The organism is Chlorobium sp. N1, assembly GCF_004332115.1.
Classification (GTDB): Bacteria; Bacteroidota; Chlorobiia; order Chlorobiales; family Chlorobiaceae; genus Chlorobium.
Map to the genome: position 1 here is coordinate 67448 of NZ_SJPA01000005.1, position 23780 is coordinate 91227.

Annotated in this window: 23 protein-coding genes; 12 read left to right on the forward strand and 11 right to left on the reverse strand. The window is 63.1% G+C overall.

Annotated elements, in window-relative coordinates:
- Positions 1–57: 57 nt before the first annotated feature.
- The 6 genes from E0L29_RS07755 to E0L29_RS07780 are packed head-to-tail and all read left to right on the forward strand — an operon-like array spanning position 58 to position 6812.
- Positions 58–1566: a heterodisulfide reductase-related iron-sulfur binding cluster gene (locus tag E0L29_RS07755; protein WP_131357267.1), complete on the forward strand. Its 1509-nt coding sequence runs from the start codon at positions 58–60 to the stop codon at positions 1564–1566.
- 47 nt (positions 1567–1613) lie between these two features.
- Positions 1614–3584: a CoB--CoM heterodisulfide reductase iron-sulfur subunit A family protein gene (locus E0L29_RS07760; RefSeq protein ID WP_131357269.1), complete on the forward strand. Its 1971-nt coding sequence runs from the start codon at positions 1614–1616 to the stop codon at positions 3582–3584.
- Between the two features lie 39 nt (positions 3585–3623).
- The gene (locus tag E0L29_RS07765) at positions 3624–4073 is read left to right on the forward strand and encodes a hydrogenase iron-sulfur subunit (protein WP_131357272.1); all 450 of its coding nucleotides are present in this window, start codon (positions 3624–3626) and stop codon (positions 4071–4073) included.
- Between the two features lie 15 nt (positions 4074–4088).
- Positions 4089–4919, forward strand: coding sequence for a 4Fe-4S dicluster domain-containing protein (locus tag E0L29_RS07770; RefSeq protein WP_131357276.1), 831 nt, complete (start codon positions 4089–4091; stop codon positions 4917–4919).
- A 16-nt stretch (positions 4920–4935) separates the two neighbouring features.
- On the forward strand, positions 4936–5964 hold the full coding sequence (locus E0L29_RS07775) for a 4Fe-4S dicluster domain-containing protein (protein ID WP_131357279.1): 1029 nt from the start codon (positions 4936–4938) through the stop codon (positions 5962–5964).
- The gene (locus E0L29_RS07780; protein ID WP_131357282.1) at positions 5961–6812 is read left to right on the forward strand and encodes an FAD/NAD(P)-binding protein; all 852 of its coding nucleotides are present in this window, start codon (positions 5961–5963) and stop codon (positions 6810–6812) included. Before E0L29_RS07775 ends, E0L29_RS07780 begins: the two co-directional genes overlap by 4 nt.
- A gap of 6 nt (positions 6813–6818) precedes the next feature.
- Here E0L29_RS07780 and murB read toward each other — a convergent pair whose 3' ends face one another.
- From murB to E0L29_RS07795, 3 genes are all read right to left on the reverse strand, one after another.
- Positions 6819–8453, reverse strand: a complete 1635-nt coding sequence (gene murB / locus E0L29_RS07785) for a UDP-N-acetylmuramate dehydrogenase (protein ID WP_131357284.1) — start codon at positions 8451–8453, stop codon at positions 6819–6821.
- 105 nt (positions 8454–8558) lie between these two features.
- Entirely contained in the window at positions 8559–9086 is a 528-nt protein-coding gene (locus E0L29_RS07790; RefSeq protein WP_131357286.1) for a hypothetical protein, read from the reverse strand.
- Between the two features lie 84 nt (positions 9087–9170).
- Positions 9171–9773 carry a nitroreductase family protein gene (locus tag E0L29_RS07795; protein ID WP_131357288.1) on the reverse strand — a complete coding sequence of 201 codons (603 nt, stop codon included), beginning with the start codon at positions 9771–9773 and terminating at the stop codon, positions 9171–9173.
- Between the two features lie 155 nt (positions 9774–9928).
- On the opposite strand from E0L29_RS07795, the gene E0L29_RS07800 reads away from it, so the two are divergent.
- From E0L29_RS07800 to E0L29_RS07820, 5 genes are all read left to right on the forward strand, one after another.
- On the forward strand, positions 9929–10450 hold the full coding sequence (locus E0L29_RS07800; protein WP_131357291.1) for a DUF2141 domain-containing protein: 522 nt from the start codon (positions 9929–9931) through the stop codon (positions 10448–10450).
- Positions 10447–10644, forward strand: coding sequence for a YnbE family lipoprotein (locus E0L29_RS07805; RefSeq protein WP_131357294.1), 198 nt, complete (start codon positions 10447–10449; stop codon positions 10642–10644). Before E0L29_RS07800 ends, E0L29_RS07805 begins: the two co-directional genes overlap by 4 nt.
- An 18-nt stretch (positions 10645–10662) precedes the next feature.
- Positions 10663–11010 (forward strand): YdbL family protein, encoded by a 348-nt coding sequence (locus tag E0L29_RS07810; protein WP_131357297.1) that lies wholly within the window; start codon positions 10663–10665, stop codon positions 11008–11010.
- A 9-nt stretch (positions 11011–11019) separates the two neighbouring features.
- Positions 11020–13077 carry a YdbH domain-containing protein gene (locus tag E0L29_RS07815; protein WP_131357300.1) on the forward strand — a complete coding sequence of 686 codons (2058 nt, stop codon included), beginning with the start codon at positions 11020–11022 and terminating at the stop codon, positions 13075–13077.
- 204 nt (positions 13078–13281) lie between these two features.
- Positions 13282–14229: a hypothetical protein gene (locus E0L29_RS07820; protein ID WP_131357303.1), complete on the forward strand. Its 948-nt coding sequence runs from the start codon at positions 13282–13284 to the stop codon at positions 14227–14229.
- On the opposite strand, the gene E0L29_RS07825 is transcribed toward E0L29_RS07820, so the two are convergent.
- The 4 genes from E0L29_RS07825 to E0L29_RS07840 are packed head-to-tail and all read right to left on the reverse strand — an operon-like array spanning position 14211 to position 19885.
- Positions 14211–15542: an aminoacetone oxidase family FAD-binding enzyme gene (locus E0L29_RS07825; protein WP_131357306.1), complete on the reverse strand. Its 1332-nt coding sequence runs from the start codon at positions 15540–15542 to the stop codon at positions 14211–14213. The two genes, E0L29_RS07820 and E0L29_RS07825, sit on opposite strands and share 19 nt — an antisense overlap.
- A 31-nt stretch (positions 15543–15573) precedes the next feature.
- Positions 15574–16770, reverse strand: coding sequence for an HlyD family efflux transporter periplasmic adaptor subunit (locus E0L29_RS07830; protein WP_131357308.1), 1197 nt, complete (start codon positions 16768–16770; stop codon positions 15574–15576).
- Positions 16767–19133, reverse strand: a complete 2367-nt coding sequence (locus tag E0L29_RS07835; RefSeq protein WP_131357311.1) for an ABC transporter permease — start codon at positions 19131–19133, stop codon at positions 16767–16769. Before E0L29_RS07835 ends, E0L29_RS07830 begins: the two co-directional genes overlap by 4 nt.
- A gap of 8 nt (positions 19134–19141) precedes the next feature.
- Positions 19142–19885 (reverse strand): ABC transporter ATP-binding protein, encoded by a 744-nt coding sequence (locus E0L29_RS07840; RefSeq protein WP_131357314.1) that lies wholly within the window; start codon positions 19883–19885, stop codon positions 19142–19144.
- Positions 19886–20083: 198 nt separating this feature from the next.
- Between E0L29_RS07840 and E0L29_RS07845 the strand changes: the two genes are divergently transcribed.
- On the forward strand, positions 20084–20575 hold the full coding sequence (locus E0L29_RS07845; protein WP_131357317.1) for an SET domain-containing protein: 492 nt from the start codon (positions 20084–20086) through the stop codon (positions 20573–20575).
- On the opposite strand, the gene E0L29_RS07850 is transcribed toward E0L29_RS07845, so the two are convergent.
- The 4 genes from E0L29_RS07850 to E0L29_RS07865 form a co-directional block, all read right to left on the reverse strand.
- Positions 20572–21753, reverse strand: coding sequence for an FAD-dependent oxidoreductase (locus E0L29_RS07850; RefSeq protein ID WP_131357321.1), 1182 nt, complete (start codon positions 21751–21753; stop codon positions 20572–20574). The genes E0L29_RS07845 and E0L29_RS07850 overlap by 4 nt on opposite strands.
- A gap of 105 nt (positions 21754–21858) precedes the next feature.
- Complete coding sequence (locus tag E0L29_RS07855; protein ID WP_131357323.1) at positions 21859–22320, reverse strand: DUF134 domain-containing protein; 462 nt, start codon at positions 22318–22320, stop codon at positions 21859–21861.
- Positions 22321–22501: 181 nt separating this feature from the next.
- Entirely contained in the window at positions 22502–22909 is a 408-nt protein-coding gene (locus E0L29_RS07860; protein ID WP_131357326.1) for an OsmC family protein, read from the reverse strand.
- A 121-nt stretch (positions 22910–23030) separates the two neighbouring features.
- Positions 23031–23780: an adenosylcobinamide-GDP ribazoletransferase gene (locus E0L29_RS07865; RefSeq protein WP_131357329.1), complete on the reverse strand. Its 750-nt coding sequence runs from the start codon at positions 23778–23780 to the stop codon at positions 23031–23033.

A 23780-nucleotide genomic window follows, 5' to 3' on the forward strand; every position in this document is an offset into this window, starting at 1 on the left:
GGAAAGTATGCGCTTTTTATTCCCTCGCGCCCTGAAACCCTACGACATACCCGCCCCGTGCCAGAACACTCGAGAATTGAGGGCCAACGCCTCCGTCAGGAACTCTCGGAAGCAACCGGCAACGACTACAGCTGCTGCTACCAGTGCGGCAAGTGCACGGCAGGATGCCCGGCCGGCAGCCTGATGGACAACCCGCCCACGCGCATCATGCGCCTCGTGCAGGCCGGCATGGCCGAAGAAGCCCTCAAAAGCGACGCGCTCTGGTACTGCGTCGGATGCATGACCTGCACCGCCCGCTGCCCCCAGAACATGGACATCGCCGGTACGATGGACGCCCTCCGCTCCAGAGCCCTCAAAACAGGCATCGTCTCCGACGAGCGCGCGAAGAAACTCGTCACCGCGTTCCATACCTCGTTCCTCCAGAACATCAGAAAGCACGGAAGGCTCCGGGAGCTCTCGCTCGTCGGCAGCTACAAGCTCCGGACCCGCAGTTTCCTCCAGGATGCCAAAGCCGGCCTTACGATGCTCAGGGAGGGCAAGATCAACCCCCTGCATGCGCTTTCCGGCAGGGAGGACGTGCAAGGCAGGGAGCAGATAGAAGCGATATTCCGGGCGTCGGAGCGGCCCATGGCGCATGCCGCCCCAGCACGCCGCCCCCAAAAGCAGGTTGCGGCGACTCCTGAGCCCTTCGTTATCGCGCCAGGATCGACCATCGGCTACTACCCCGGCTGTTCGCTCGGCGGCACGGCCAAGGAGTACGACATCTCGGTGCGCAGGATGTGCGGGCTGCTCGGACTGAAACTGCAGGAGATCCCCGACTGGAACTGCTGCGGCGCCACCTCGGCCCATGCCACCAGCCACAAGCTCTCCCTGCTCCTTCCGGCAAGGAACCAGGCGCTGGCCGATGCCGCCGGCATGGAGTACGTGCTGGCCCCCTGCGCCGCATGCCAGAACCGGCAGGTCATGGCGCAGCGCGCACTCCGCGAGGACCCCGAACTCTGCCGCGAGCTGAAGGAGACGACCGGGATGGAGGCGAGCGGAAAGGCGCGCTTCATCGGCGTCACCCAGCTGCTCGAAGCCATCGGAACCGACGAGCTCACAAGGCGGCTCAAAAAGCCGCTCTCCACGCTCACCCTCGCCTGCTACTACGGGTGCCTGCTCGTCCGCCCCATCGAAGCCATGCAGTTCGACGACCTCGAGAACCCGATGAAGATGGAGGCCGTGCTGGAGGCACTCGGAGCCGCCACGGTCGACTGGTCGCACAAGATCGAGTGCTGCGGCGCCGGCCTTACGCTCGCACAGCAGGAGATGGTGGAGGACCTTACGCACGCCATCGCCAGGAATGCGGCGGCGAGCGGAGCGAAGGCCTTCGCGGTGGCATGTCCGCTCTGCCATGCAAACCTCGACATGCGCCAGGAAGGCATGAGGAAACGATACAAAGACATTGAGGCGATGCCGGTATACTATATCTCCGAACTGGTCGCCATCGCTCTCGGGGCCGACCCCGAAGAGGTGGCCGTCGGAAAACATTTCGTCCCTGCGCTCGACATGCTGCGGGAATCATAGCTGTCCCTGTGCATGATCACTACTGACCATAAATCGTACCCTGACCAATGGCAAGAATAGGAGTCTTCGTCTGTCACTGCGGCGAGAACATCGCCGGCCGTGTCGACTGCTCGAAAGTCGTTCTCGCGCTGGAAAACCATCCCGGCGTCAGCGTTGCCACGGAGTACAAGTACTTCTGCTCAGACCCGGGGCAGGAAGCCATCAAGAAGGCCGTTCGCGAAGAGAACCTCACCGGAGTCATCGTCGCGGCCTGTTCGCCGCGCATGCACGAGGCCACCTTCCGCAAGGCCTGTGCCGCAGCAGGGCTCAACCCCTATCTCTGCGAAATCGCCAACATCCGCGAGCAATGCTCCTGGGTGCATGAAAACCCCGACGAAGCGACCCGGAAGGCCATCGAGATCACCCGTTCGCTCGTTGAGAAGGTCAAGCGCAACAGCGAACTTCATCCGATCGAGGTGCCGGTCACGAAACGCGCGCTCGTCATCGGCGGCGGCATCGCCGGCATCCAGGCCGCCCTCGACATCGCCAACGCAGGAGGCGAAGTGGTGCTCGTCGAGCGCGAGGCCTCGCTCGGCGGCCACATGGCCCAGCTCTCGGAGACCTTTCCGACCCTCGACTGTTCCCAGTGCATCATGACGCCTCGCATGGTGGAGGCATCGCAGCACCCCAACATCCGCCTGCTCACCTACTCCGAAGTGGAAAAGGTCGAGGGCTTCATCGGCAACTTCAGGGTACGCGTGCGCCTGAAGGCGCGCTACGTTGATCCCGCCGCCTGCACCGGATGCGGAGACTGCATGCAGAAGTGTCCGCAGAAGAAAATCCCGAGCGAGTTCGACTGCGGACTCGGAAAGCGGACCGCCATCTCGACGCCGTTCGCGCAGGCCGTACCCAACAAGCCCGTCATCGACAGCCGCTACTGCACCTATTTCAAGAACGGCAAATGCAAGGTGTGCGAAAAGGTCTGCCAGACGAATGCGATCAATTTCGAGATGGAGGACGAATTCCTCGACCTTGAAATCGGTGCCATCGTCGTTGCGACAGGCTTCCAGGTCCAGGACACCGCCCTGTACGGAGAGTACGGCTACGGGCGCTATGCCGACGTCGTGACCGGGCTGCAGTTCGAGCGGCTCGCATCGGCAAGCGGCCCGACAGCCGGAAAAGTCCAGCGGCCTTCCGACGGCGCAGAGCCAAAAACCGTCGTCTTCATCCAGTGCGCCGGATCGCGCGATCCCGCCAAAGGAGTCCCCTACTGCTCGAAGATCTGCTGCATGTACACGGCCAAGCACGCCATGCTCTACGCGCACAAGAACCACGAGGCAGAGAGCCGCATCTTCTATATGGACATCCGTGCCGCAGGCAAGGGCTATGACGAATTCACCCGGCGTGCCGCCGAGGAGGACAACGCCGGCTACATCAGGGGACGCGTCAGCAAGCTCTGGGAGGAGAACGGCCGGCTTGTGGTCCGCGGCGCCGACACCCTGCTCGGCAGGCCGGTTGAGGTACAGGCCGATATGGTGGTTCTGGCGACGGCCATGGTGCCGCAGCCCGACGCCAGGGAGCTGGCCAAAAAGCTCGGCATCGGCTGCGACGATTACGGGTTCTTCAGCGAAGCCCACATGAAGCTCCGTCCCGTCGAAACCGCAACGGCCGGGATCTTTCTTGCAGGAGCCTGCCAGTCGCCGAAAGACATCCCCGACTCCGTCGCCCAGGCCTCGGCCGCGGCAAGCAAGGTGCTCTCGCTTTTCAGCCGGGAACGGCTCGAGCGCGAGCCCGTCATCGCCAGAAACAACGAGGCGACCTGTTCGGGCTGCTGGGGCTGCGTGCTTGCATGTCCATTCAATGCCATCGAAAAGAAGGATCTCACCGACCGCTCGGGCAACGTCCTGCGCCGGGTCGCGTCGGTCAACGCCGGCCTCTGCCAGGGATGCGGCACCTGTGTCACGTTCTGCCGCTCGAACAGCATCGACCTGGCGGGATTCAGCGAAAAACAGCTATTTGCGGAGGTGATGGGCCTCTGAAGCCCACCACGTCCGAACCAGAGGGGAAAAACACCACCCATGAGCGAACCATTCGAACCCAAGATCGTCGCATTCGTCTGTACCTACTGCACCTATGCGGGAGCCGACCTTGCCGGCACAAGCCGGCTGAAATACCCGTCGAACGTGCGGATCGTGCGCCTGCCGTGCACGGGCCGGATCAGTCCGATGTTCATCCTCAAGGCCCTGCAGAAAGGAGCCGACGGAGTGCTCGTCAGCGGCTGCCACCCCGGAGACTGCCACTTCGACCACGGCAACTACCACGCCCGGAGGCGCTGGACGGTATTCAACTCGCTCCTGCAGTTCGCCGGCGTACCCGAAGAACGGGTGCGGTTCTCCTGGATCAGCGCCGCCGAAGGCCGGAAGTTCGCCGAGCTGATCTCAGAAATCACCGAGGATATCCGCCGGATCGGGCCGTTCGAACAGTACCATGCCCTCATTGCCGAAACCGGCAGTCCTGCACCGCTTTAACACTCAACCGCACCCATGAGCCTACAGGAACACTATCGGTCGCAAGCCCGTGAGCTGCTCGCGGCTGGAGCCGTCAAGATGGTCGTCGGCTATGCCGAAGGCACCACTCCGGAGCGACGCCGCCCGGTATTCATCACCGAGCCGGAGGAGTGCAGTCGACTCGTCCTCGACGCCCGGTGCCGCACCAACCTCGCCGGCTACCTTCTTCGGGAGGGGCTCCTCAGCGACGGCAGGGAGATCGCCGTCTATCTCTCGACAGAGGGAGTGCGCACGATCAACATCCTTGCCGCCGAATCGCAGCTCTCATCCGCACAGGTGCGCATCCTCGGCTTCGAAATCGACAGAGACGAGGTGAAGGCGATGGAGGGCAAGAGGGCCGCCGACTTCTCGGAGGCCATCCTGGCGCATAAGGAGCGGCGCAAAAAGCAGGCTCCCGACGAACTCGCCGCGAAGCTCGAAGCGATGAACGCGGCTGAGCGCTTCACGTTCTGGCAAGGGGAATTCTCCCGCTGCATCAAGTGCTACGCCTGCCGCCAGGCCTGCCCCATGTGCTGGTGCCGCCGCTGCGTCGTCGACAACAACCAGCCGCAGTGGGTCAACACCTCATCGCATACCCTCGGCAACCTGGAGTGGAACCTCGTCAGGGCGTTCCACCTCGCCGGCCGGTGCGTCGAATGCGGAAACTGCGGCCGCGCATGCCCGGTCGACATCCCGCTCCACCTGCTGAACCGGAAAATGACCGGGGAGGTCCTCGAGGCGTTCGACCACTACCCCGGCATGGACGAGCACCAGGAGCCGGCTTTGGCCAGCTTCCGCAAGGACGACCCCGAGACATTCATACTCTAAGCGAACGCAAGGACCCATGGCCACACTACTCTATCTCGAGAGCCTCAGCGACTGTTTCGCCTCCTGGCGGAAGGAAGGGCTTACCGTTCTCGCCCCCGTCGGGGAGGGTGCGCTCTCGGGGTTCAGGGAGGTCGAACGTGCCGAAGAGGCCAATTTCGACCTGCTCATCACCCGAACCACCCTGAAAGAACTCTTCTTCCCCCGCACGGAACCCATGCTTGGGTACCGGATCGGGAAAAGGGAGATCGAAACGGAGGAATTCATGCCTCCGGTGGAGGGACGCATCATTTTCGGCGCAAGGGCCTGCGACTCCGCCGCCATGGCGATCGACGACGCCCTCTTCGACTGGGACTACCATGATGAATACTGGTTCCGCCGGCGTGAGAGTTCCGTGGTCTTCACCATCGCCTGCCGTGAACCCGACGAATTCTGCATGTGCACCTCGCTCGGGCTCTCGCCCGACTCCGCGAAAGGTTCCGACGTCCTGCTCCGCCCGCTGGAGGCAGGCAACGGCTGGCAGGTCGAGCCCGTAACCGACCGTGGCCACAAGGCGCTCAGTTCGATCGAACAGCATCTCAGGGAGGGCAGCGGCGCAACGGCGGCCCCGGCTGAAGTGCCGGTGAAGTTCGACCTCGAAGCCTGCCGCAGCTGGCTGGCAAACAAGGAGAACTTCGAAAGCCCCTTCTGGCGGGAAATATCCGAGCGCTGCATCGGCTGCGGTTCGTGCACCTACCTCTGTCCCACCTGCCACTGTTTCGACATCCAGGACGAAGGCGACACCTACCAGGGGATCAGGCGCAAGAACTGGGACAGCTGCTCCTTCCAGCTCTTCACCATGCACACCTCCGGCCACAACCCGCGAGCGACCCAGGGAGCACGGTGGAGGCAGCGGATCATGCACAAATTCAACTACTACGGCGGGAAGTTCGATGTCGACAGCTGCACCGGCTGCGGACGCTGCACCCGAGAGTGCCCGGTCGACATGGGAGTTACCGAAACGCTGCAGACGATCGCGGCCAAGCAAAAGCAATCCGAGAGGACATGACACCATTCGAAAACATCTACCGTCCCGCCATCATGAAGATCGCCGAGACGCGCGACGAAGCTCCCGGAGTACGCACGCTTCGGCTCGAGTTCCAGGACCCGGCCGACCTGCAGCGGTTCAGGGAGTCCTATCGTACCGGGATGTTCGGACTCTACGGCGTCTACGGCGAAGGGGAAAGCACCTTCTGCGTTGCAAGCCCCGAAACACGCAACGACTATGTCGAATGCACCTTCCGCCGGTCTGGCCGCGTCACCACGGCCCTTGCATCCGCAGAGAAAGGCGACCTGGTCACCTTCCGCGGGCCCTACGGCAACCGCTTTCCGATCGAAGAGTTCCACGGGAAGAACCTTCTCTTCATCGCCGGAGGCATCGCACTGCCCCCCACCCGGAGCGTCATCTGGTCGTGCCTCGACCAGCGCGACCGGTTCGGGAAGGTGACGATCGTCTACGGCGCAAGGACCGTAGCCGACCTCGTCTACAAGGAGGAGCTCGAGGAGTGGGGACGGCGCGAGGACGTCGAGCTGGTGCTGACGGTCGATCCGGGCGGAGAGTCGCCCGACTGGAAGCACCGGGTCGGATTCGTGCCGAGCGTCCTTGAGGAAGCCGCGCCGTCGGCCGGCAACTGTGTCGCCGTGCTCTGCGGGCCGCCGATCATGATCAAGTTCACCCTGGCTTCGCTGAAAAAACTGGGGTTCGAGGAGGAGAACGTCTATACGACGCTGGAAAACCGCATGAAGTGCGGCATCGGCAAGTGCGGGCGCTGCAACGTGGGATCGGTCTACATCTGCAAGGAGGGCCCGGTCTTTACTGCTGCGGAAGTTGCGGCGATGCCTCCCGGCGAACTTTAGGCTCCCTCAAAGAAGCACGGCCGGAAAGAACCTGCCGGGCCGGTGGAAGTCGGAGGGTTCTTCGCACTCGCGCCACCAGGGGAAAAGCCCGAGGGTGCCGGAACCCGTGGAGGCTGCGCACTGGACCGGAAGCAGATGCCCTCCGTCCGCCAGTACCGTGATGAACGGCTCGAGAAGCGCATAGCTGAAACTCATCGAAAACCCGCCCTCGTCGAACCGGACGGCGAGTCCCTCCCGCCAGTGTCCGGGCGATGGCGTCTCGTGTCCTGCGCTGCGCCGGCGCGGGGCGTCGAAGCGTATCGCCACCCAACGCCCCCCGGGCGCCATCTCGAACTCAAGGTAGGCCCCCTCTCCCCTTCCTCCGCCGATGAAGAGCTCGCTGACGCCGTACCGCCAGAGCGTGTCGGTAAAGGGTTCCTCGCCCTCCCCGAGAGGGGGGGCCGCCCTGAACGCCGGAGGAAGAGGGCTCGAGGTATGCCACCTGAGAAACAAATCGGCGGGGTTCCCGGCAGCCTCACTGACCGCCGCCAGCTGCTCGAGGCGGACCTCGACGCCGGACGGGAACATCCTGCCGGCCGTCCCGTAGCCCGTAAGGGGACCCTCGAGGAGGATGCGGGGGAACGCGGCGGCGCTCTGCATCGGGGATCCGGTGCTCGAGGGATATTCCAGCAGCCCGGCCCAGCAGCGTTCGGGGTCATGAAGGTCGGCTACGGCGCCGACCCCGCAGGCCTCCAGCTGCGCTTTCGCAAACAGGCCGATGCATTCGAGCTCCAGCTCGAGCCCGACGTTTGCCCGCTCCCTGGCAAGACGCCTCATCCGTCCGGCAAGGCTGAGTACGTCGAGGGCCGTCGCACCGCTTTCGTTGAAAATGAAGTTGGCGTGGTGGTGGCTCACCCTGGCCCCGCCTTCCCGCATCCCCTTGCAGCCGAGCTCCTCGAAGATCGAGCCGCTCGGCCGTCCGGCCGAATAGTTGTTCTTGAAGACAGAGCCGCAGCTGGGATGGTCGAAATGGTGCTTGCGGAGCCGCTCTTCGAGATGTTCCCGCATCCGCCCTTCGATCTCGGCTTTCGGGCAGAATCCCGGAAAACGGAGCCGGACACCGAGCACGATGGAGGGCGCATGCATCAGCGAGGTCTCCTTGTATCCCAGGAACACCTCCTCAGGCTTCATCGAGCGGAATGCGCCCTCACCCGAAAGCACCTGGACCTCGGTACAGACGGCAGAGATCTCTCCTCCGAAACAGCGGGCGTTCATGCGCACGGCGCCTCCGATGCGTCCGGGAAGGCGGTAGAGCCACTCCCCTCCGCCAATTCCCAGCCGAAGAAGCTCTTCTGCAAGCGCGGTGTTCTCGACGCCCGCCTCCACAAACAGCTCGAGCGGACCGGTACGGCGTATCGCAGCCATCCCCTCCAGCGAGAGGACGGTTCCGGGAAACGGATGATCGGAAAAAATGGTATTGCTTCCGCTGCCGACAACGGCAAGGGGAAGCCCTTCGCTCCGGTTCCAGCAAAGAAGCGCGGCGCACTCGGCAGGACTGGAGGGATACGCCATGAAGCGTGCCTCGCCGCCGATGCCGTAATACGCCTTCGTCGAAAGAGCAACGTCGCGCTCGAAGCGGCACGGGGGCAGTGAAGGGCTCATGGCGAAAAGCGGGTTCACGGGTTGGCGGAAGGGGCTCGTTCCATAAACATACGCAGAGGTTGCCGCTTTCTCAACTGCCCCGTGCCGTTTAGCGCAGCAGCCGCTTCAGTCGGGCGCCGAGGAGTGGTAGACCACGGCGTCGTTGTCGCTTTTCCGGTTCAGGATTTCTCGGGCCAGCTCGGCTTCATCGGCGCCGCCGCTTGCGACGACGAGGAAACGGCCCGCCTTGATGGCTTTCTCGTACTTGACGATGCACTCCTTGGGAAGGCCGATGCTGAAAAGCGCGGCGCCCACGGCGCTGAGCCCGCCGACGACGAGGTTCCGTTCAAGCGCGCTGTTCAGCCACTCCACGAGGGGCCCGAACAGCATCACCTGGCCGATGCCCGGCACGAAGAACGAGGCGGAGGGAGCCAGCTCCCCGGCAAGGCGGCTCCAGAAGGGTTCGAGCTTCCCCCTAAACAGCAGCCGCTCTCCCGCCTTGTAGAACCCGGAGACATGCTCGCCGAGACAGCAGTCCCTGCCGATGAGCGATACCTTTTCGAGGTCGTACCCCGCAGTCCTGAGCTCCCCGACCGCCTGCCCGGCTGCTTCGTGTGTCGAATACACCCCGGCGGTCACATTTCTTTTTTCCATCGTCTACTCCTCCCCGTCTCTGTCGTTGATGTTGGGTTCACGATGCGAGGGGGAAGCATGGCGCAGCAGCGTTGTGTATCGCGTTCATTCGCCGATGACGAGCACGCGGTCTTCTATCGGGCTGAATGATTTCTGAAGAGGGGCCTCTCTGACGCTGCCGAAGACCAGCTGCGAAATGAGCCTCCATGAGGAAGGAAGGTTCCATTCGGCCGCGACGGCTTCGTCGATAAGGGGGTTGTAGTGCTGGAGGGATGCGCCGCAGCCTTCGTCGGAAAGTGCGGTCCAGACGATGAACTGCGCCATGCCGGACGACTGGAGCGAAAACTCGGGGAACTTGTCCGCGTAGAGCGGATAGCGCTCCTGCAGGTCTCTGACGACCGCCTGGTCTTCGAAGAACATGACCGTTCCGGCGCCGGCCCTGAAGCCCGAGATCTTCAGGGCGGTCTGCCGGAATGCATCCTCCGGCACGAGTCCCTTGAGGGTATCGAGCACGATGTCCCAGAGTCTGCGGTGGGGCTCGAGGGTCAGTACGACGGCCCTTGCGCTCTGGGAGTTGAAGGTGGAGGGTGCGTGCAGGAGGGCGTGGCGTACGACTTCGGCGACACGGTCGTACCCTGCACACGGCTCCGGCCCTATGGCGTAGATTGAGCGCCTGCACGCGACAGCTTCAAGAAAATCCCGTTTCATTCTTTCGTGGTCTGGTGTTCCAAGCCCGAATCAACAATCCAGAACGCACAGACCCTACAGCCCGTTCCGGAACGGGAATTGATAGCAATGATTTTTTATATTCGACTATGACTGCCGCAGCCGGCATCAACGACAACGTAAGACAGACCCGATCCATGCAGTTCCCTAAACCGCTTCTTCTTCCGCTCATAGCCGCGCCCCTGCTCATTGCATCGGTGCCCCATAAGCACTCCGCCCCGCCAGCCGCTTCCGATACCGGTTCGGTCAGGGTGAGGATCAGCGCACTTTCAAGTACCGACGGGATACTCGGAGCCGCCCTCTACTCCTCGAAAAAGGGATTTCCCGACAAACCCGATCGGGCCTACATGTCCAAAGCGATGAAACTGGAGGACGGCACCCCCGTCTTCGTCTTTCAAAACGTCCCCTTCGGGACCTACGCCGTCAGCATCCTGCACGACGAGAACGGCAACGGCAAAATGGACAAGACCTTCATCGGCATTCCCAAGGAGGGGTTCGGGGTATCGAACAACCCGAAGATCGGCTACGGACCGCCGAGTTTCAAGGACGCGCGCTTCGAGCTGACGGGAAAAGAAGTTGAACTGACGGTCGCATTGAACTATCTTGAGAAAATGGCAGGTTCCGATAACGGCAGCACACAGCAAAAGGACCACAGATGAAACACCTCTCTTCCTCCCTCTTGATGCTTCTCCTTACGGGCACGTTCCTTCTGGGATGCAACCCGACAGTGAAGGTTGAAGCCCCGGACAAGCCCATCGTGATCAACATGAACATCAAGATCGACCATGAGATCCGCGTCAAGGTCGACCGTGAACTCGATTCGCTGCTCGACAACAAACAGGGACTATTCTAACACAGGAGAACCAGCACGATGAAAAAACTATCGATTACGCTTACGGCCTTCGCATCGTTCATGATGCTCCTCATGGCACTCTCGGCGCCGGCTTCGGGGCTCGACCTCGACACCGCCCGCCTGAACGGGCTTGCCGGTGAGGTCGACAACGGCCTTCTTGCAGTGCCCCCCGGAGCCACCCGTGAAGCCGCTCCGCTCATCGAGGACATCAACAACCAGCGCAGGGCCGAGTACGCCCGTGTAGCCGCCCAGAACAACCTGCAGCTCAGCGTGGTGGGCTCGATGATGTTCGAGAAGATCTACTCCCGCCTGCCGGCCGGAACCTGGGTCTCGATCAAGGGTGAGTGGAAGAAAAAAACGCCCTGACCTCCTCCCGTGAAATGGCTGAAACCGCTCATCCTCCTCATCGTCCTGCTGCCGCTCGTCTCGCTTGCGGCAGCCTGGGCACTCTTTCCGCACTTCGCCCCCTTACTGCTCCGGCCCGTCCTTGAATCACCGGGACGCGACGTCAGAATCTACGGGCTCCGCCGCCCCTCCTTCAGCGGCATCCGCTGCGATTCCCTCACGGCCACACTCGATGTTCCGCCGGGGCCCTGCTCGTCCGATACGACGCATGCCCTCTATCAAGCTATGCTGCGCAACCCGCATATCGGGTGGAATGCGGCGATCCAGCTGGCCCGGGACGACAGGGAACTTGCGCTCAGAATAACCCTGACGGCCGACACCCTCTCGATCGTTTCGGGAAACGGGGCGTTCCGGCTCACCGACCCGGAACCCCAGGCCGAGCTTCAGTCGGTTATATCGCCGAACGGGTTCAGCCTTCCCGCCATCACGCCCCGCAGCCTCACCTACCCGATCACGGGCGCCACGCTCGAGGCAGGCAGCCTGAAAGCGCTGGGAATCAGCTTTCCGCTCAGGGCGGAGGCCTCTGGAGGATGGCTTCCTGCCAAAGAGACGATCGGCATAGAGCGCGTTGAAAACGCGGGCGCCGAGCTTCCGCTCTCGTCGATCCGTCTGAGGCTCGACGCCCTGCCCGACAGCCTCAGCCACTGCACCCTGTCGCTCTCCGACTGTTCGCTGAGCCTGCAGGGAATGATGCTCTCCACCGACACGCTGCGCTACGACATGCGCAGGGGAAGGGCCGCATTCACGCTCCAGGTCACCGGGGCCGACGCAAAGCAGCTGCAGCCGCCAAACGACGCGGCAGAGAAGACCCCCTTCGCAACCGGGGTCCTGTACGGAAAGATTCCCGTCACCTACGCCGACGGCGTGCTTGCCCTAACCGGCGGGATCGTCGGTGCAAGCGGAGCGGCCGCCCTCCACTGGTACGACCGCACCGGGGAGGAGTGGCTCTCGCTGGAGGCCCCGCAGGGGCCGATCCTCCGAAACCTGAACGCCCGGATCGGTATCGGCGGCCCCTCGGGAGTCGTACTCCGCTCACTCTCGGCAGAACTCTTCGGCGGGAGCGTGAAGGCTCGGCCCCTCGGCTCTTCAGGGCGTTCCGCACTCCTGACGCTGAAGGATGTCGACGCCCTCCGCCTCGTCCGCTTCCATGGAGGGTTCAAGGGGTCGCTCAACGGCCGCCTGAACGGCACGGTTCCCGTCAGCATAGAGCCCGAAGGGTTCTCTGTCCGGAACGCAGCAGTGCGCAGCGAGGGCGGTGGAACCGTCTCCGTTACCGATGCCCAGACGGGTGAAGAGGCCTCCTACACCCTCAATAAACCCGCCGCCCTCATCACGCGCTACCCGTCGGGTGCGCTTACGCTGGATTTCAGCATGAAGGAGCTGAAGCGCAAGACCGGGACCGGCGAGCTGCTCCTGGCCAACCCCGCAGGAAGAGCCATGCTCTGGCATGATCCCGCCGCCCCGGACAGGGTGCGGCTCAACAACTTCAGCGCAGGGTTCTTCAATGCGACGCTGAGCATCAGGGAAGCGGACTACGACCTCGGAACCCGCAAAGGCAGCACCGTCCTCCACTTCAGCAGCCTCCCCCTGCAGAAGCTCCTCGACATGCAGGGAACCCGAAAGCTTTATGCCACCGGGACCCTCATCGGAGACGTCCCGGTGGAGATGGACGGCGCACTCTTCACCATCACGGACGGAGGAATGCATTCGGAGCAGTCGGGCCAGATCATCTACGCCACGACGCCCGAGGAGCGCGCGGCAGCGAACCCGGGGCTGCGCATCACCTATGAGGCCCTCACGAACTTCCTCTACATCCAGCTCACCTCCTCGCTCGACATGCGACCCAACGGCGACTCCGTCATAGCGGTCCATCTCAAGGGCAACAATCCCGACTATCAGGGGGGGCGCCCGGTCGAGCTCAACCTCACCATACGCCAGAACCTGCTCGACCTCATGAAGAGCCTCAGCATCTCGACCGACATCGAGCGATCGATTTCGGAAAAAGCCCTCCAGGAGCAAAACAGGTGACTGCTGCCCAAGCAGTTTCCTACATGGCGGTACAGAGTTCCCCGTTTCCTACATATCCGTAGTCCCCCTCGGTCATCCACCCATACCTCCTCTCCCCATAGATCCTTGCAGGGGGCCCCTGCCGCTGATTCCCGCGATATCGGCATGCTTGTTGCATGAACTGGTTGAGCCCTCATCAGAAAAACCAGAAACAGCGCACGACCCATGACAACAGAAACCCCGACCTCATTCACCGCTCCCTACGGAGGACTCGAAGGCGTCACGTTCCGGGAGCTGGCCTCCAACGCAAAAATGGACGGAGGCTTCATCGACGAAGCGCAGCTGCTTTCGACGCCCTACGGCGAACTGGTTCCGCAGTTCGAAGCCGAAGACATGGGACGGCGCACCCTGAAACCGCTGTGTTTCTACAAGGATGGCGCACCCAAATCCATCCCGTTGCAATCACAGGCTGTCATCTCGACGCCGGTCGGCCCCCTCCCCGCCGAACTGGTCACCTTCTACCCGTCCGGCGCGCTCAAGCGGGTCTTCCCGCTCGACGGCAAACTGAGCGGTTTCTGGTCCTGGCAGAACGAACTGAAGCTTGCCCATGAGCTCGAGTTCGACTCCCCCTCCGGGCCTCTTCGCGCGAAGGTCATCGCGTTCCGCTTCTATGAGAGCGGGGCCCTCAAGAGCCTGACGCTCTGGCCGGGCCAGGCGCTCGACATCATGACGCCTGTCGGGATCGTAACGACGAGAAAAGGAGTGGCCTACCATGAAGACGGGAGCGTGCGTTCGGTCGAGCCGATGAAGAAGACCGAGGTTTCGACGCCGATCGGAACCATGAGGGCCTACGATAACGAACCCGCCGGTATCCACGGGGACAGCAACTCGCTGGAGTTCGCAGCAGACGGCACGCTGCAGGGGCTCAGCACGATCGACGACGCAATCGAAACCGAGAGCGGCGGGATCGTCAGGCTGTTCAGGCCGGGCCTGAAAAACAATGTCTGCGGGGACGAGCGGAAGGTGAGCGTGCCGATGCGGGTGCGCTTCGAAGGCGAACGGATATGGATCGACGGGGCGGCCGGAATGGGGATTGCCGCCGCGGACTGCCGCCTGGTTCCGCTCAAGAAGGAACGTCAGGGTGAGGAGCCCGCCTACTCCTGCTCCGACTGAGCGGCCGACATGCCGGCAAGCCAGCCGGTCGAGAACGCAGCCTGGAGGTTGAAGCCGCCGATCTCGCCTGCGTAATCGAGCACTTCGCCGGTAAGGTAGAGTCCCGGTACCCGACGCGACTCCATCGTCCGGGGGTTCACCTCCGAGAGCACGACGCCGCCGGCGGAAACCTCGCCCTGCTCCATCGGCACCCGCTCGAGCTCACCGAGCGGGAGGCGTTTCAGGACCGCGACAAGCGCCTGTCGGCGTTTCTTCTGGAGCCCTCCCCATATGGTATCTGCACCGATTCCTCCCTGATGCAGGAGATGCTCGACAAGGGCGGTCGGAATGGTTCCGTTGGGGCACTCTCCCCCGCCGATCCCCTTTTGGGGCGCGATCGGACATCCCTGCAGGAACTTGCGGACCATCTGCGAGCCATGGCGCGCCGCATGCCGGAGCAGCTCCTCATCGAGCGCTCCCGGCTCATGGAACGGAAAGAGGTCTGCCGAAAGCGTGCACGCCCCGCTCTCCGCCATGATGCGGGCCGCCTCCCTCGAAAGCGAGAGCGCGGCAGGACCGCTGAGTCCGCGGTGGGTGAAGAGCACGTCGCCACGGCGCACCGCCTTCAGCCTGCCGGAGGCGGCATAGAGGCTCACGCCGCGGAGCGCCACGCCCGACAGGGCACTTCCAGGAGGATCCTTGAGATAGAGCGGCGCCAGGGCGGGCGCTGCGGCGGATTTGGCATGGCCGAGCGATACGGCAAGGCGCATACCGTCACCCGTCGTGCCGAGCTGCGGCCATGAGGTGCCGCCTGCAGAGATGATGAGCCGCCGGGCATAAGAGAGCGTGTCGCCGGTCTCGAGCTCGAAGAGTCCCTCATGGAAACGCACACCGGTCACCCTCGCCTCATACACGGTCCGCACGCCGGCCCGTCGGACAAGGGATGCAAGCGTTTCGGCAACCGAGTCGGCGTTTCCCTGCCGGGTGAACACCTTCCCGTCCGGACGGCTGAGGAGCTTTACGCCCTCGGCCTCCATCATCTCCATGATCCGGCGGTTCGTGAAGCCGTGGACGGCATGGCGGAGAAATCGGCGTTCGGCCGGCTCGAGGAAGCCCTTCTCGAGAAGCAGGTCGACCGGTCCGTCGTGCGTCAGGTTGCACTTCCCGCCGCCCGATATCCTGATTTTCTCACCCTGGCGGCCGTTTCGCTCGAAAAGGGTGACGGCATGAAGATTGCGCCTGCGGCCTGTTTCGGCAAAGACCTTTGAGGCGGCTATAGCCGCAGCCATTCCTGAGGCTCCGCCGCCGATGATGGCGATCTCTATGGTTGGCATCTGCGTGCAATGCGGCTTGCGCTCGCCCCGTTTATTTTCTCTCGATAACCCTCACTTTGTCCCTCAGCGCTGCTGAAGGATGCAGGACAACATACGCACCATCATCGATTCCCGAAAGCACTTCCGCCTCACGCGTACCAACAAGCCCGACCCTGACCGTTTTTTCCCTGGCTCGTCCGTCCTCGACCTGAAAAAGATGCCAGGCCTCCCCCACACGGAAGAGCGAACTGAGAGGGACCTTCCGGACATGATCTGCGCCGGCAAGCACGATCAGCGCACGGACACGGAAGTTGTCGCCGAGTGCGCTCTCGAGCCGTTCAGGCGCGACGATCACGTTCACCCGCCGCTCCTCGACGCCCAGCGCAGAGATCTTGGTGAAGGCGGCCGGCTCGATCCGCAGCACACGGCCTGCGAGCGGGGCCGGGCCTCCCCAGTCACGAATCTCCACCGAATCGCCGACACTGACCTTCACGGCATCAGACGAGAGAAGGTCGACGACGATCTCAAGAGTCGACGGATCGCCGACGTCGAGCAGCGGCGTCCCTGCAGCCACCACCCGTTCGCTTTTTTCGTGGATGCGCAGCACCCGGCCGTCAGCCGGAGAGAGCGCATGGACAGGACTGCGGCCGAGCGTGCGATCGATTGCCGCCCGTTCGGAGCCGTAACGGAAGCGTGCGGCCTCAAGAGCGGCCGTGGCGGTGAGCAGCTCTTTCTGCAGCATGGCCGAATCATTGCGGGCCAGCTCGAACGCCTCCCTCGAGACGACGCCCTCACGGTAGAGCCTCCGGTACCGTATCGCCCTCAGTCCGGCCTGCGCAAGGTCGAGCCCCACCCTGTTCCGGCGGGCCTCAGCCTCATCGAGCAACGCCAGTGCCGCCTTCGCACTGAAATCCGCCGCACGGTACTGCCTGGCGTCCAGTGCGGGAGGAAGGACGGAGGCTAAGGTCATGCCGCGTCGGACCGAGTCCCCGACCTCGGCCGTGATGCGCTCCAGCCGCCCTGCGACGGGAGCGGCAACGATGAAACGGTCCCTGAGCCTGGCCGCCCCCTCCTGCTCGATCGTGACCCGCAGCGGGCCGGTAAGGACAGGCGCGGTATCGACCGGAAGCGGTGCCGGCCGGAGGGCGAAGTAGAGCCCGAGCAGGGCGAGCAGGGCCGCTACGGCGGCGAGCAGCCCTTTTTGGGCCTTCCGTCGCGTTTCAGCCAGGATCTTAATAGTGCGCTTCATTCCCTTGTTTTCAGTACTTCGATGAGATCCATCTTCAGGAGCCGTCCCCTCACCGCCAGGCCCGAAAGGGCAGATACGGCCGCCACCACAGCGAATGCGAAGAGGAAATTTCCGTTGGTGAAGACCAGCGGCATGCGATAGAGCTCCGAGCTGAGCGAACATGAGAGCAGTGCCGATAGGCCGATCCCCATAAGATACCCCGGCAGGATGGCTGCTGCGGTAATGAGGGCCTGCTCGGCAAGCAGGATGAAGGAGATCTCTCCCTTGGTCATGCCAAGTATCCGCAGGCTGGCAAGTTCCCTCGCGCGTTCGGAGAGCGAGATGCGGGCCCAGTTGTAAACTACGGCAAAAGCCAGCACACAGGCAAATACGGTAAGGATGAGGGTCGAGGTGGTCATGCTTCGGGCTATCAGCTCGTCGAAGCTCTGCCTGAGGGCCTTCACCATCATGACGCCGGAAACTCCCGGCGTAGCCTTCAGCTCCCTGTAGAGCTGGGCCGTACGGGCCGGATCGGTCCTCAGGAACGCCCCGTTCACCACCCCGCCGTCGCCGGCAAGGCGGTTGAGGGCATCAAGGTCCATAGAGGCTGAAAGGCCGAGGATCTCGTCCATCGTTCCGGCAATATAGACCCTGCCGGAGCGACGCTCGCCCTGCAGGAACTCCACGCCGAGGCTGTCCCCTGCCCGGACGCCGAGAATGGAGGCGAGCTCCGTGGTGAGGATGACCCCTTCAGGAGGCAGCCGCCTGTTGCGCCCCTGGCTGTCGATCAGGCGCTGCAGGCCTGAGCTGCCGGGGAGTCCCCGGATCGGCTGGCGGCGGGATCGATGGCCTGAAAAGAGCCTGGCGGGCTCTTCCCGGTAGTACTCCCCTTCGATGACGCCCTCAAGCGAAGCGATTGAGGAGGTGATGGAGGGCGGCATGGGATCATTGAAGAGCAGTGTGAGATCCTCCCGGTGTTTATCGGTGAACTCCAGCTCGACCATCCGTTCAACGGCGTCATAGGCATAGCGCCCGGAAATGAGGATCGCTACGGCCAGTGCGACCATGCAGACGGAGATCGCTGCTTTCCAGGGACGCCGCTCCAGGCTGCGCACGACCATCTTCACCGGAACGGGAAGACGCATCAGAACCTGCAGCCGGTCAAGAACACCGCTCCGGTAGCGATGCGGCGACTCCGGCCGCATCGCCTCTGCGGGTGGAAGTGAGCCGGCCCTCCTGACTGCGGAAGCGGCTCCTGCGAGGGCTGAGGAAAAACTGAGCAGGGTGCCGAGCAGGACGTCGGACGCCCTGAACAGGTAGAGCGGGTTCGGGAAGTTGTAGAAATCAGCGTAGATGGCCATGAGGCCCCTGCCGAGCCACAGGCCGAGCAGGGACCCGAGAACCGATCCCGCCGCAGCCGGCAGGAGCGCAACGCCGAGATAGTGCATGCCGACCTCCCTTCCGCTGTAGCCCATCGCCTTCATGAGGGCGATCTGTCCGCGCTGGACGGCCACCGTCCGCGACATGATGATGTGAAGGAGGAACACGCCGACCCCCATGAACACGGCCGGAAGAAAGGTGACCTGGATGCCGACCTGCCGGATCTCGTCGGTGATGAAACGGTCGGAGATCTGCCCACTGCGGCCGTAGGCGCCGAGAGAGCCGTATCTGGCGAACAGGCGATCAAGCCCTTCGATCACCTCACCCTCCGAAGCATCGCCTTGCAGCGTGAGCGAAATGTCGTTGAACGCGCCGCTCATGCCGAGAGCGGACTCCAGGGTACGCCGGCCCATCCAGAAGATTCCGAAATGGCGGCTATCGGGAAAGAACGCACCCGGCTGCACCTCATAGACGTATTCAGGAGAGAGCCCCGCACCCACGATCCGCAGCTCCTTGCGCCTCCCGTTGATCACTGCTGCGATCGTCTCCCCGGGCTGCAGATGGTTTGCCTCGAGGAACGGGCGGCTCACGACCACCTCGTCGTCGGCTTCCGGCTCGATGCTGCGCCCGCTTACTATCGCAACGCCGTTGAGCTGAAGCTCGTCCCGATAGTCCGGAATGGAGATCAGCCGGCCGGTCGCCGGCTCCTCGACACCCGGAATATCGATCGTCACGTCGGTAACGACACGGGTGCTCACCATCGCGACTCCCGGGATCCTCATCGCTGCATCCCCCAACCGCTCCGGAGCCCGCTTCAGCTGCATGAAGACGTCGGCGAACCGGTACCGGGCGTAGTAGCGCGAAAGGGTCGCTTCAAGGGAGTGCCTGACGCTGCCCATCGACACGAATACCGAGATGCCCGAGGCCACGACCAGCGAGACGGCAAGCATCTGCGCCCTCTGGCGCCAGAGTTCCCGGTACAGTTTTTTTCGAAGTGCCCGCATGCGCTCTCCTACCATTCGAGTTCCGAGGGAGGACGGCGGCTCTCGTTGCGAAAATCCTCCCATACCTCGCCGCTGCGCATCCGTACGACGCGGTCGCCGATGCCGGCAATCGAGGCGTTGTGGGTAATGAGCAGCACCGTCGTTCCCAGTTCGTCGTTCACCTTCCTGATCACGTCCAGCACCAGCTTCCCGGTCTGGAAATCAAGCGCACCTGTCGGTTCGTCGCAGAGCAGCAGTTCGGGCTGCTTGGCCACGGCGCGCGCAATCGCGACACGCTGCTGCTCACCGCCAGAAAGCTGGGCGGGAAAATGATGCAGTCGCCCTTCGAGCCCGACAAGTTGCAGAGCATCGGAGGCGGGCATCGGTTCCCGGGCGATGTCGGTCACCAGCTCGACGTTCTCCAACGCCGTCAGGCTGGGAATGAGGTTGAAGAACTGGAAGACAAAGCCGATCGAATGGCGTCGGTATGCCGTCAGCTCTGCATCGCCAGCCTCCGAAAGATCCCGGTCCCTGAAATAGAGCTTCCCCTCCGTCACCGAGTCCAGGCCTCCGATGATGTTCAGAAGCGTCGACTTCCCGCTGCCGGAAGCCCCGAGCAGGACGGCAAGCTCGCCGGATGAAAAGGAGAGCGTGACATGTTTCAGGGCATCGACCCGGACCTCGCCCATCTGGTACGACTTCGATACGCCCTCGATTTTGAGAAGCGCCAGAGCGCCGGCGGCAGGAAGGGGTCGATGGATGAATCCGGCCATGGCATGATGGAATTGTGCTGAAGCGGAGTACGATCGCACGTGTGGCTGATGAACGAGCCCGGGGTTGCGGCCCGTGAAGCCTTTTATCTCATAACCGCTTTGGGCGCCATATCATTTCCGTGAGGAGGGGAAGGGAGGAACGCCGTTTTTTTTGTAACATTCCCCACTCCATGGTTCAGCAACCCCAACCCGCACGGCATGTCGAGCACGACCCTTTTTGTTCAGGCGATCATCTTCATTCTTGGAATCCTGACCGGCGCCGCAGCGCTCTCAATGCGCAGGAGAGCGCCCGGCACGGGCGGGCACGGAAAACTTCAGGTCGGTGCGTCGAGCGTGGCCGGAAGGGGCGTCTTCGCCACGAAGCCGATCGGCGAGGGGGAGATCATCGAACGGTGCCCGGTCCTCGAGGTGACGGACAGGGACGTTGGCGGAGAACTGCTCAACTATGTCTTCTACGGCAACAGCGAGCAGTCGCGGCTGGTGGTGATGGGATACGGGATGCTCTTCAACCACTCGTTCGAGCCCAACGTGGCCTACTGGCTGGAAGAGTCCCAAACAGGGCCGGTCCTCGTACTGTACGCCAAAAGAGCGGTCGCGAAGGGGGAAGAGCTGTTCTACGACTACGGGAAGGAGTGGTGGGAGACCCGGCAGCAGGCCGCCGGGGTCCCTGGTGGAACGGCTTCAGCCTAGACGCCCGAGGTGCGCAGCATCCTGCCGAGCTTCGAGAATCGATAGTAGTGGGCCCAGCCGTGCTTGAGCCAGTGTCCGACGATCGGCATGGGGAAAAAGATCTCCTTCATGCCGTCGGCATAGACGAATCCGGCTCCGTTGCCGATATCCATCACGCAGAGGATGTTCAGGTGCTCCTGGTACCCTTTCGGCTCTCCGGGGGCGCCCTTCACGGCAATTGCGGCGTTGTGGGCGGCGTTGACGGCCATGGTCTCGGCCAGATGGCCCTGCTTGGCCTTCCACTCCGGTCCCTCGAGCGCGGCCGAGTCGCCGATCGCGTACCAGTTCTCCACGCCCTGGATCCGGCAGTAGTCGTCGATCTGGATGAAGCCCGACGGGTTGAGGGCAAGGTTTGATGCACGGATGACAGGGTGGCCGTCGAGCGCGGAGATGAACATGGTGAAATCGCTCTCGAGACGGCTTCCGTCCTCGAAATTGACCCCTCCCTCGTCGAACCCGGTAATCTTCTTGCCGTAACGCGTCTTGAAGTTGTTCGCCCTGAACATCGAGTCCATGGCGTCGAGCGCCTTCTGTCCCATCCTCGCACCCGGCTGGGGCATCGGGGCGAAGAAGGTCATCTCGTAACGGTCGCGGATGCCGAGCTTCTTCAGCTTGTGGTGCAGGTTGAAGAAGAGCTCGAACGCCGGGCCGCCGCGCACCGCGCTCTTGTCCTTCGGGTTGCCTCCGAACCCGAAGGCGATCTTTCCGCTCCCCCTGGCGATGATGGCGTCGACCTTCTCCTTCAGGATGAGGGAGTTCTCGGGGCAGGCGCAGATGGAACGTGCATGCTCCATGCCGGGATATTTGATCTTGGCCGCTCCGAGCGCCACGACCACCACGTCGGCCTCGCTCCGCTCACCGCCGTTCTCGAGCGTCACCCTGCGGCGCTCGCCGTCAAGGGCGGTCACACGGTCGACGGTCAGCGTGAAGCCGTGCCGGCGGGCGAGTTTGTCGAGGGCGATCGAGGCATCGTCGTACTTCATCGTTCCGACGGGAATCCAGATCGAGATGGGATAGATGAACAGGTGGTCGCGGTCGGAGACAAGCTCGACCTCGAACCCTTTCCTGCGGAATGCTATTGCGGCTTCGGCACCGGCGATGCCGCCGCCGAGAATAAGTGCCCGTTTCTTGTTTTTCACTGCAGTTTGCCGTTAATCGTGAATAAGCATGCCCCTGAAGGCACAATGTGACAACATTATAAGCATATGCCAATAATTATGAAACTGCTTTTTTACCGCTGCGGCTTACCGGAGGCTGGTGCAGCGCCCCTCCCTGACGAGCGGCCGGCCGCAGTGGGGGCAGCGCTCGGTGCGGCAGGGGGTGCCGCTGTGGTGAGCCGAGCGATAGCTGCAGTGGAGACAGACGCAGACACCGGGATCTGAAGCGGGGCCGCTTCCGTCGTGCGCCGTGATGTTGCCGCCTTCTATGCAGATGGACTTGCCTTCGACGATGGCTTCGGCAACCTTCCGCCGTGCCGACTGGAGTATCCGGCCGAAGGTCTGGCGGGAGATCTTCATGAACTCGGCGGCTTCGGCATGGTAGTGGCCGAGCTTGTCGGCGAGGCGGAGGGCCTCGAGTTCGTCGAGCGTGACGACGACGTCCTTGAGGCGGGACGGGGCGACGCCTTCCGGCTTGAAGCAGGTGACGCGGGGCAGGTCGCCGACGCAGCGGCACTGGACCGGGCGGCCCGGACGGGTGTTTTTCATCTCACTTCCCATCGTTTTCCTCACACCGCATACGTGGCACCGGGGCGGGCCGTGAGTGCGACGGCCGGCGGAAAGCCGGCCACTGCGGATGGATGCGAAAGGAAGGCAACAGGAAGATGCAGGGTGGGTAAAACCTGTTCCATAAAGAACCTCTGGGAGATTGACGGATCAGCCGCGTTCCTCAGGAACCGGCAAGCGTGGTCGTAAGCTCGAACACCGGAGGATCCTGGAGGTGCTTCTTCACCGCGCAGAGGTTGGCGGCGTTGACGACGGCATCACGATATTTTTCGGGGAAATCGGCCGGAAGCTCGATGTTGAGTGCGATTTTGGCGACACCGCGCCCGTCCGCCCGGGGAAAATGGGACTGCACGATGCGGACATTGTCGGTCGGAATGCCCCGCTGCTGGCAGAACGAGTAGACGTAGATGCCGGCGCAGGTGCCGATCGAGGCCAGGAAGAGCGCGAAAGGTTCCGGCGCCGATCCCTCGCCGCCACCGTTCGGGGACTGGTCGGTCTTGATGGTGAATCCCCTGAACTCGGCATTGACTTTCTTGCCGCCGCCGAAGGAAATGATCATATCGTTGTCCATAGTATCGAAACAGAATAGAGGTGAAAATTGATGCGTGAGGCTTCCCGAACGAAAATCAGGAAGACAATTATAAACATATACTCATATAGAACCAAACAGAGATCGACGAAGCGAGGAAGGCTCAGGCGAGAAGGAAAAAGAGGGCGCCCGCCGTCCAGACAGCGATTTCCGTCACCTCGCTCACGGCTCCGAGCACGTCCCCGGTGATGCCCCCGATCTTCCGCAGGGAAAGCCAGCCGACCGAGAGCACGACCAGGCCGGCAACCGCAAACGCCAACAGGGTTTCAGCGGGAGCCGGCCTGAAGAGAAGCACCGTCAGAAGAAAAGCGGCAAGGCCCGAGAGGAGTGCGTGGCCGGGACCGGCGCCCTCGACAAACCCCCGGGCCGTCCCGCCGCCGCTTCGGGCATAGGGCAACCAGACCGCCAGCTGGACCTGCGCCGTGCGCGCAAGGATGACGCCGCAGACGATCCATCCGAACTGTCCGGCGGCAATCAGGCGCTCGAGCACCACCCATTTCAGGAGCAGCATGGAGCCGAGGGCAAGCGCGCCGTAGGATCCAACGCTCGGATCCTTCATGATTCGGAGCGCCGCATCGCGATCGCGCCCGCCCCAGAACCCGTCGGCGACATCGGCAAGGCCGTCTGCATGCATGCCGCGCGTCAGCACCAGCGCCCCAACGACAGCAAGCGCGGCACCCAGGCCGTCCCAGCCCGCTTCACGGCCAAGCCAGCCGAGTCCGGCAAGCAAGAGGCCGAGCAGCAGCCCGACGAGCGGGAACCAGTAAAGGGCCGAGCTGAAGGAGCGGGCCTCCCGGCCGGGTACGGTAAAGACCTGGAGGGTCCGGAGCGCCGTGACGAGTCCCTTGAGCAT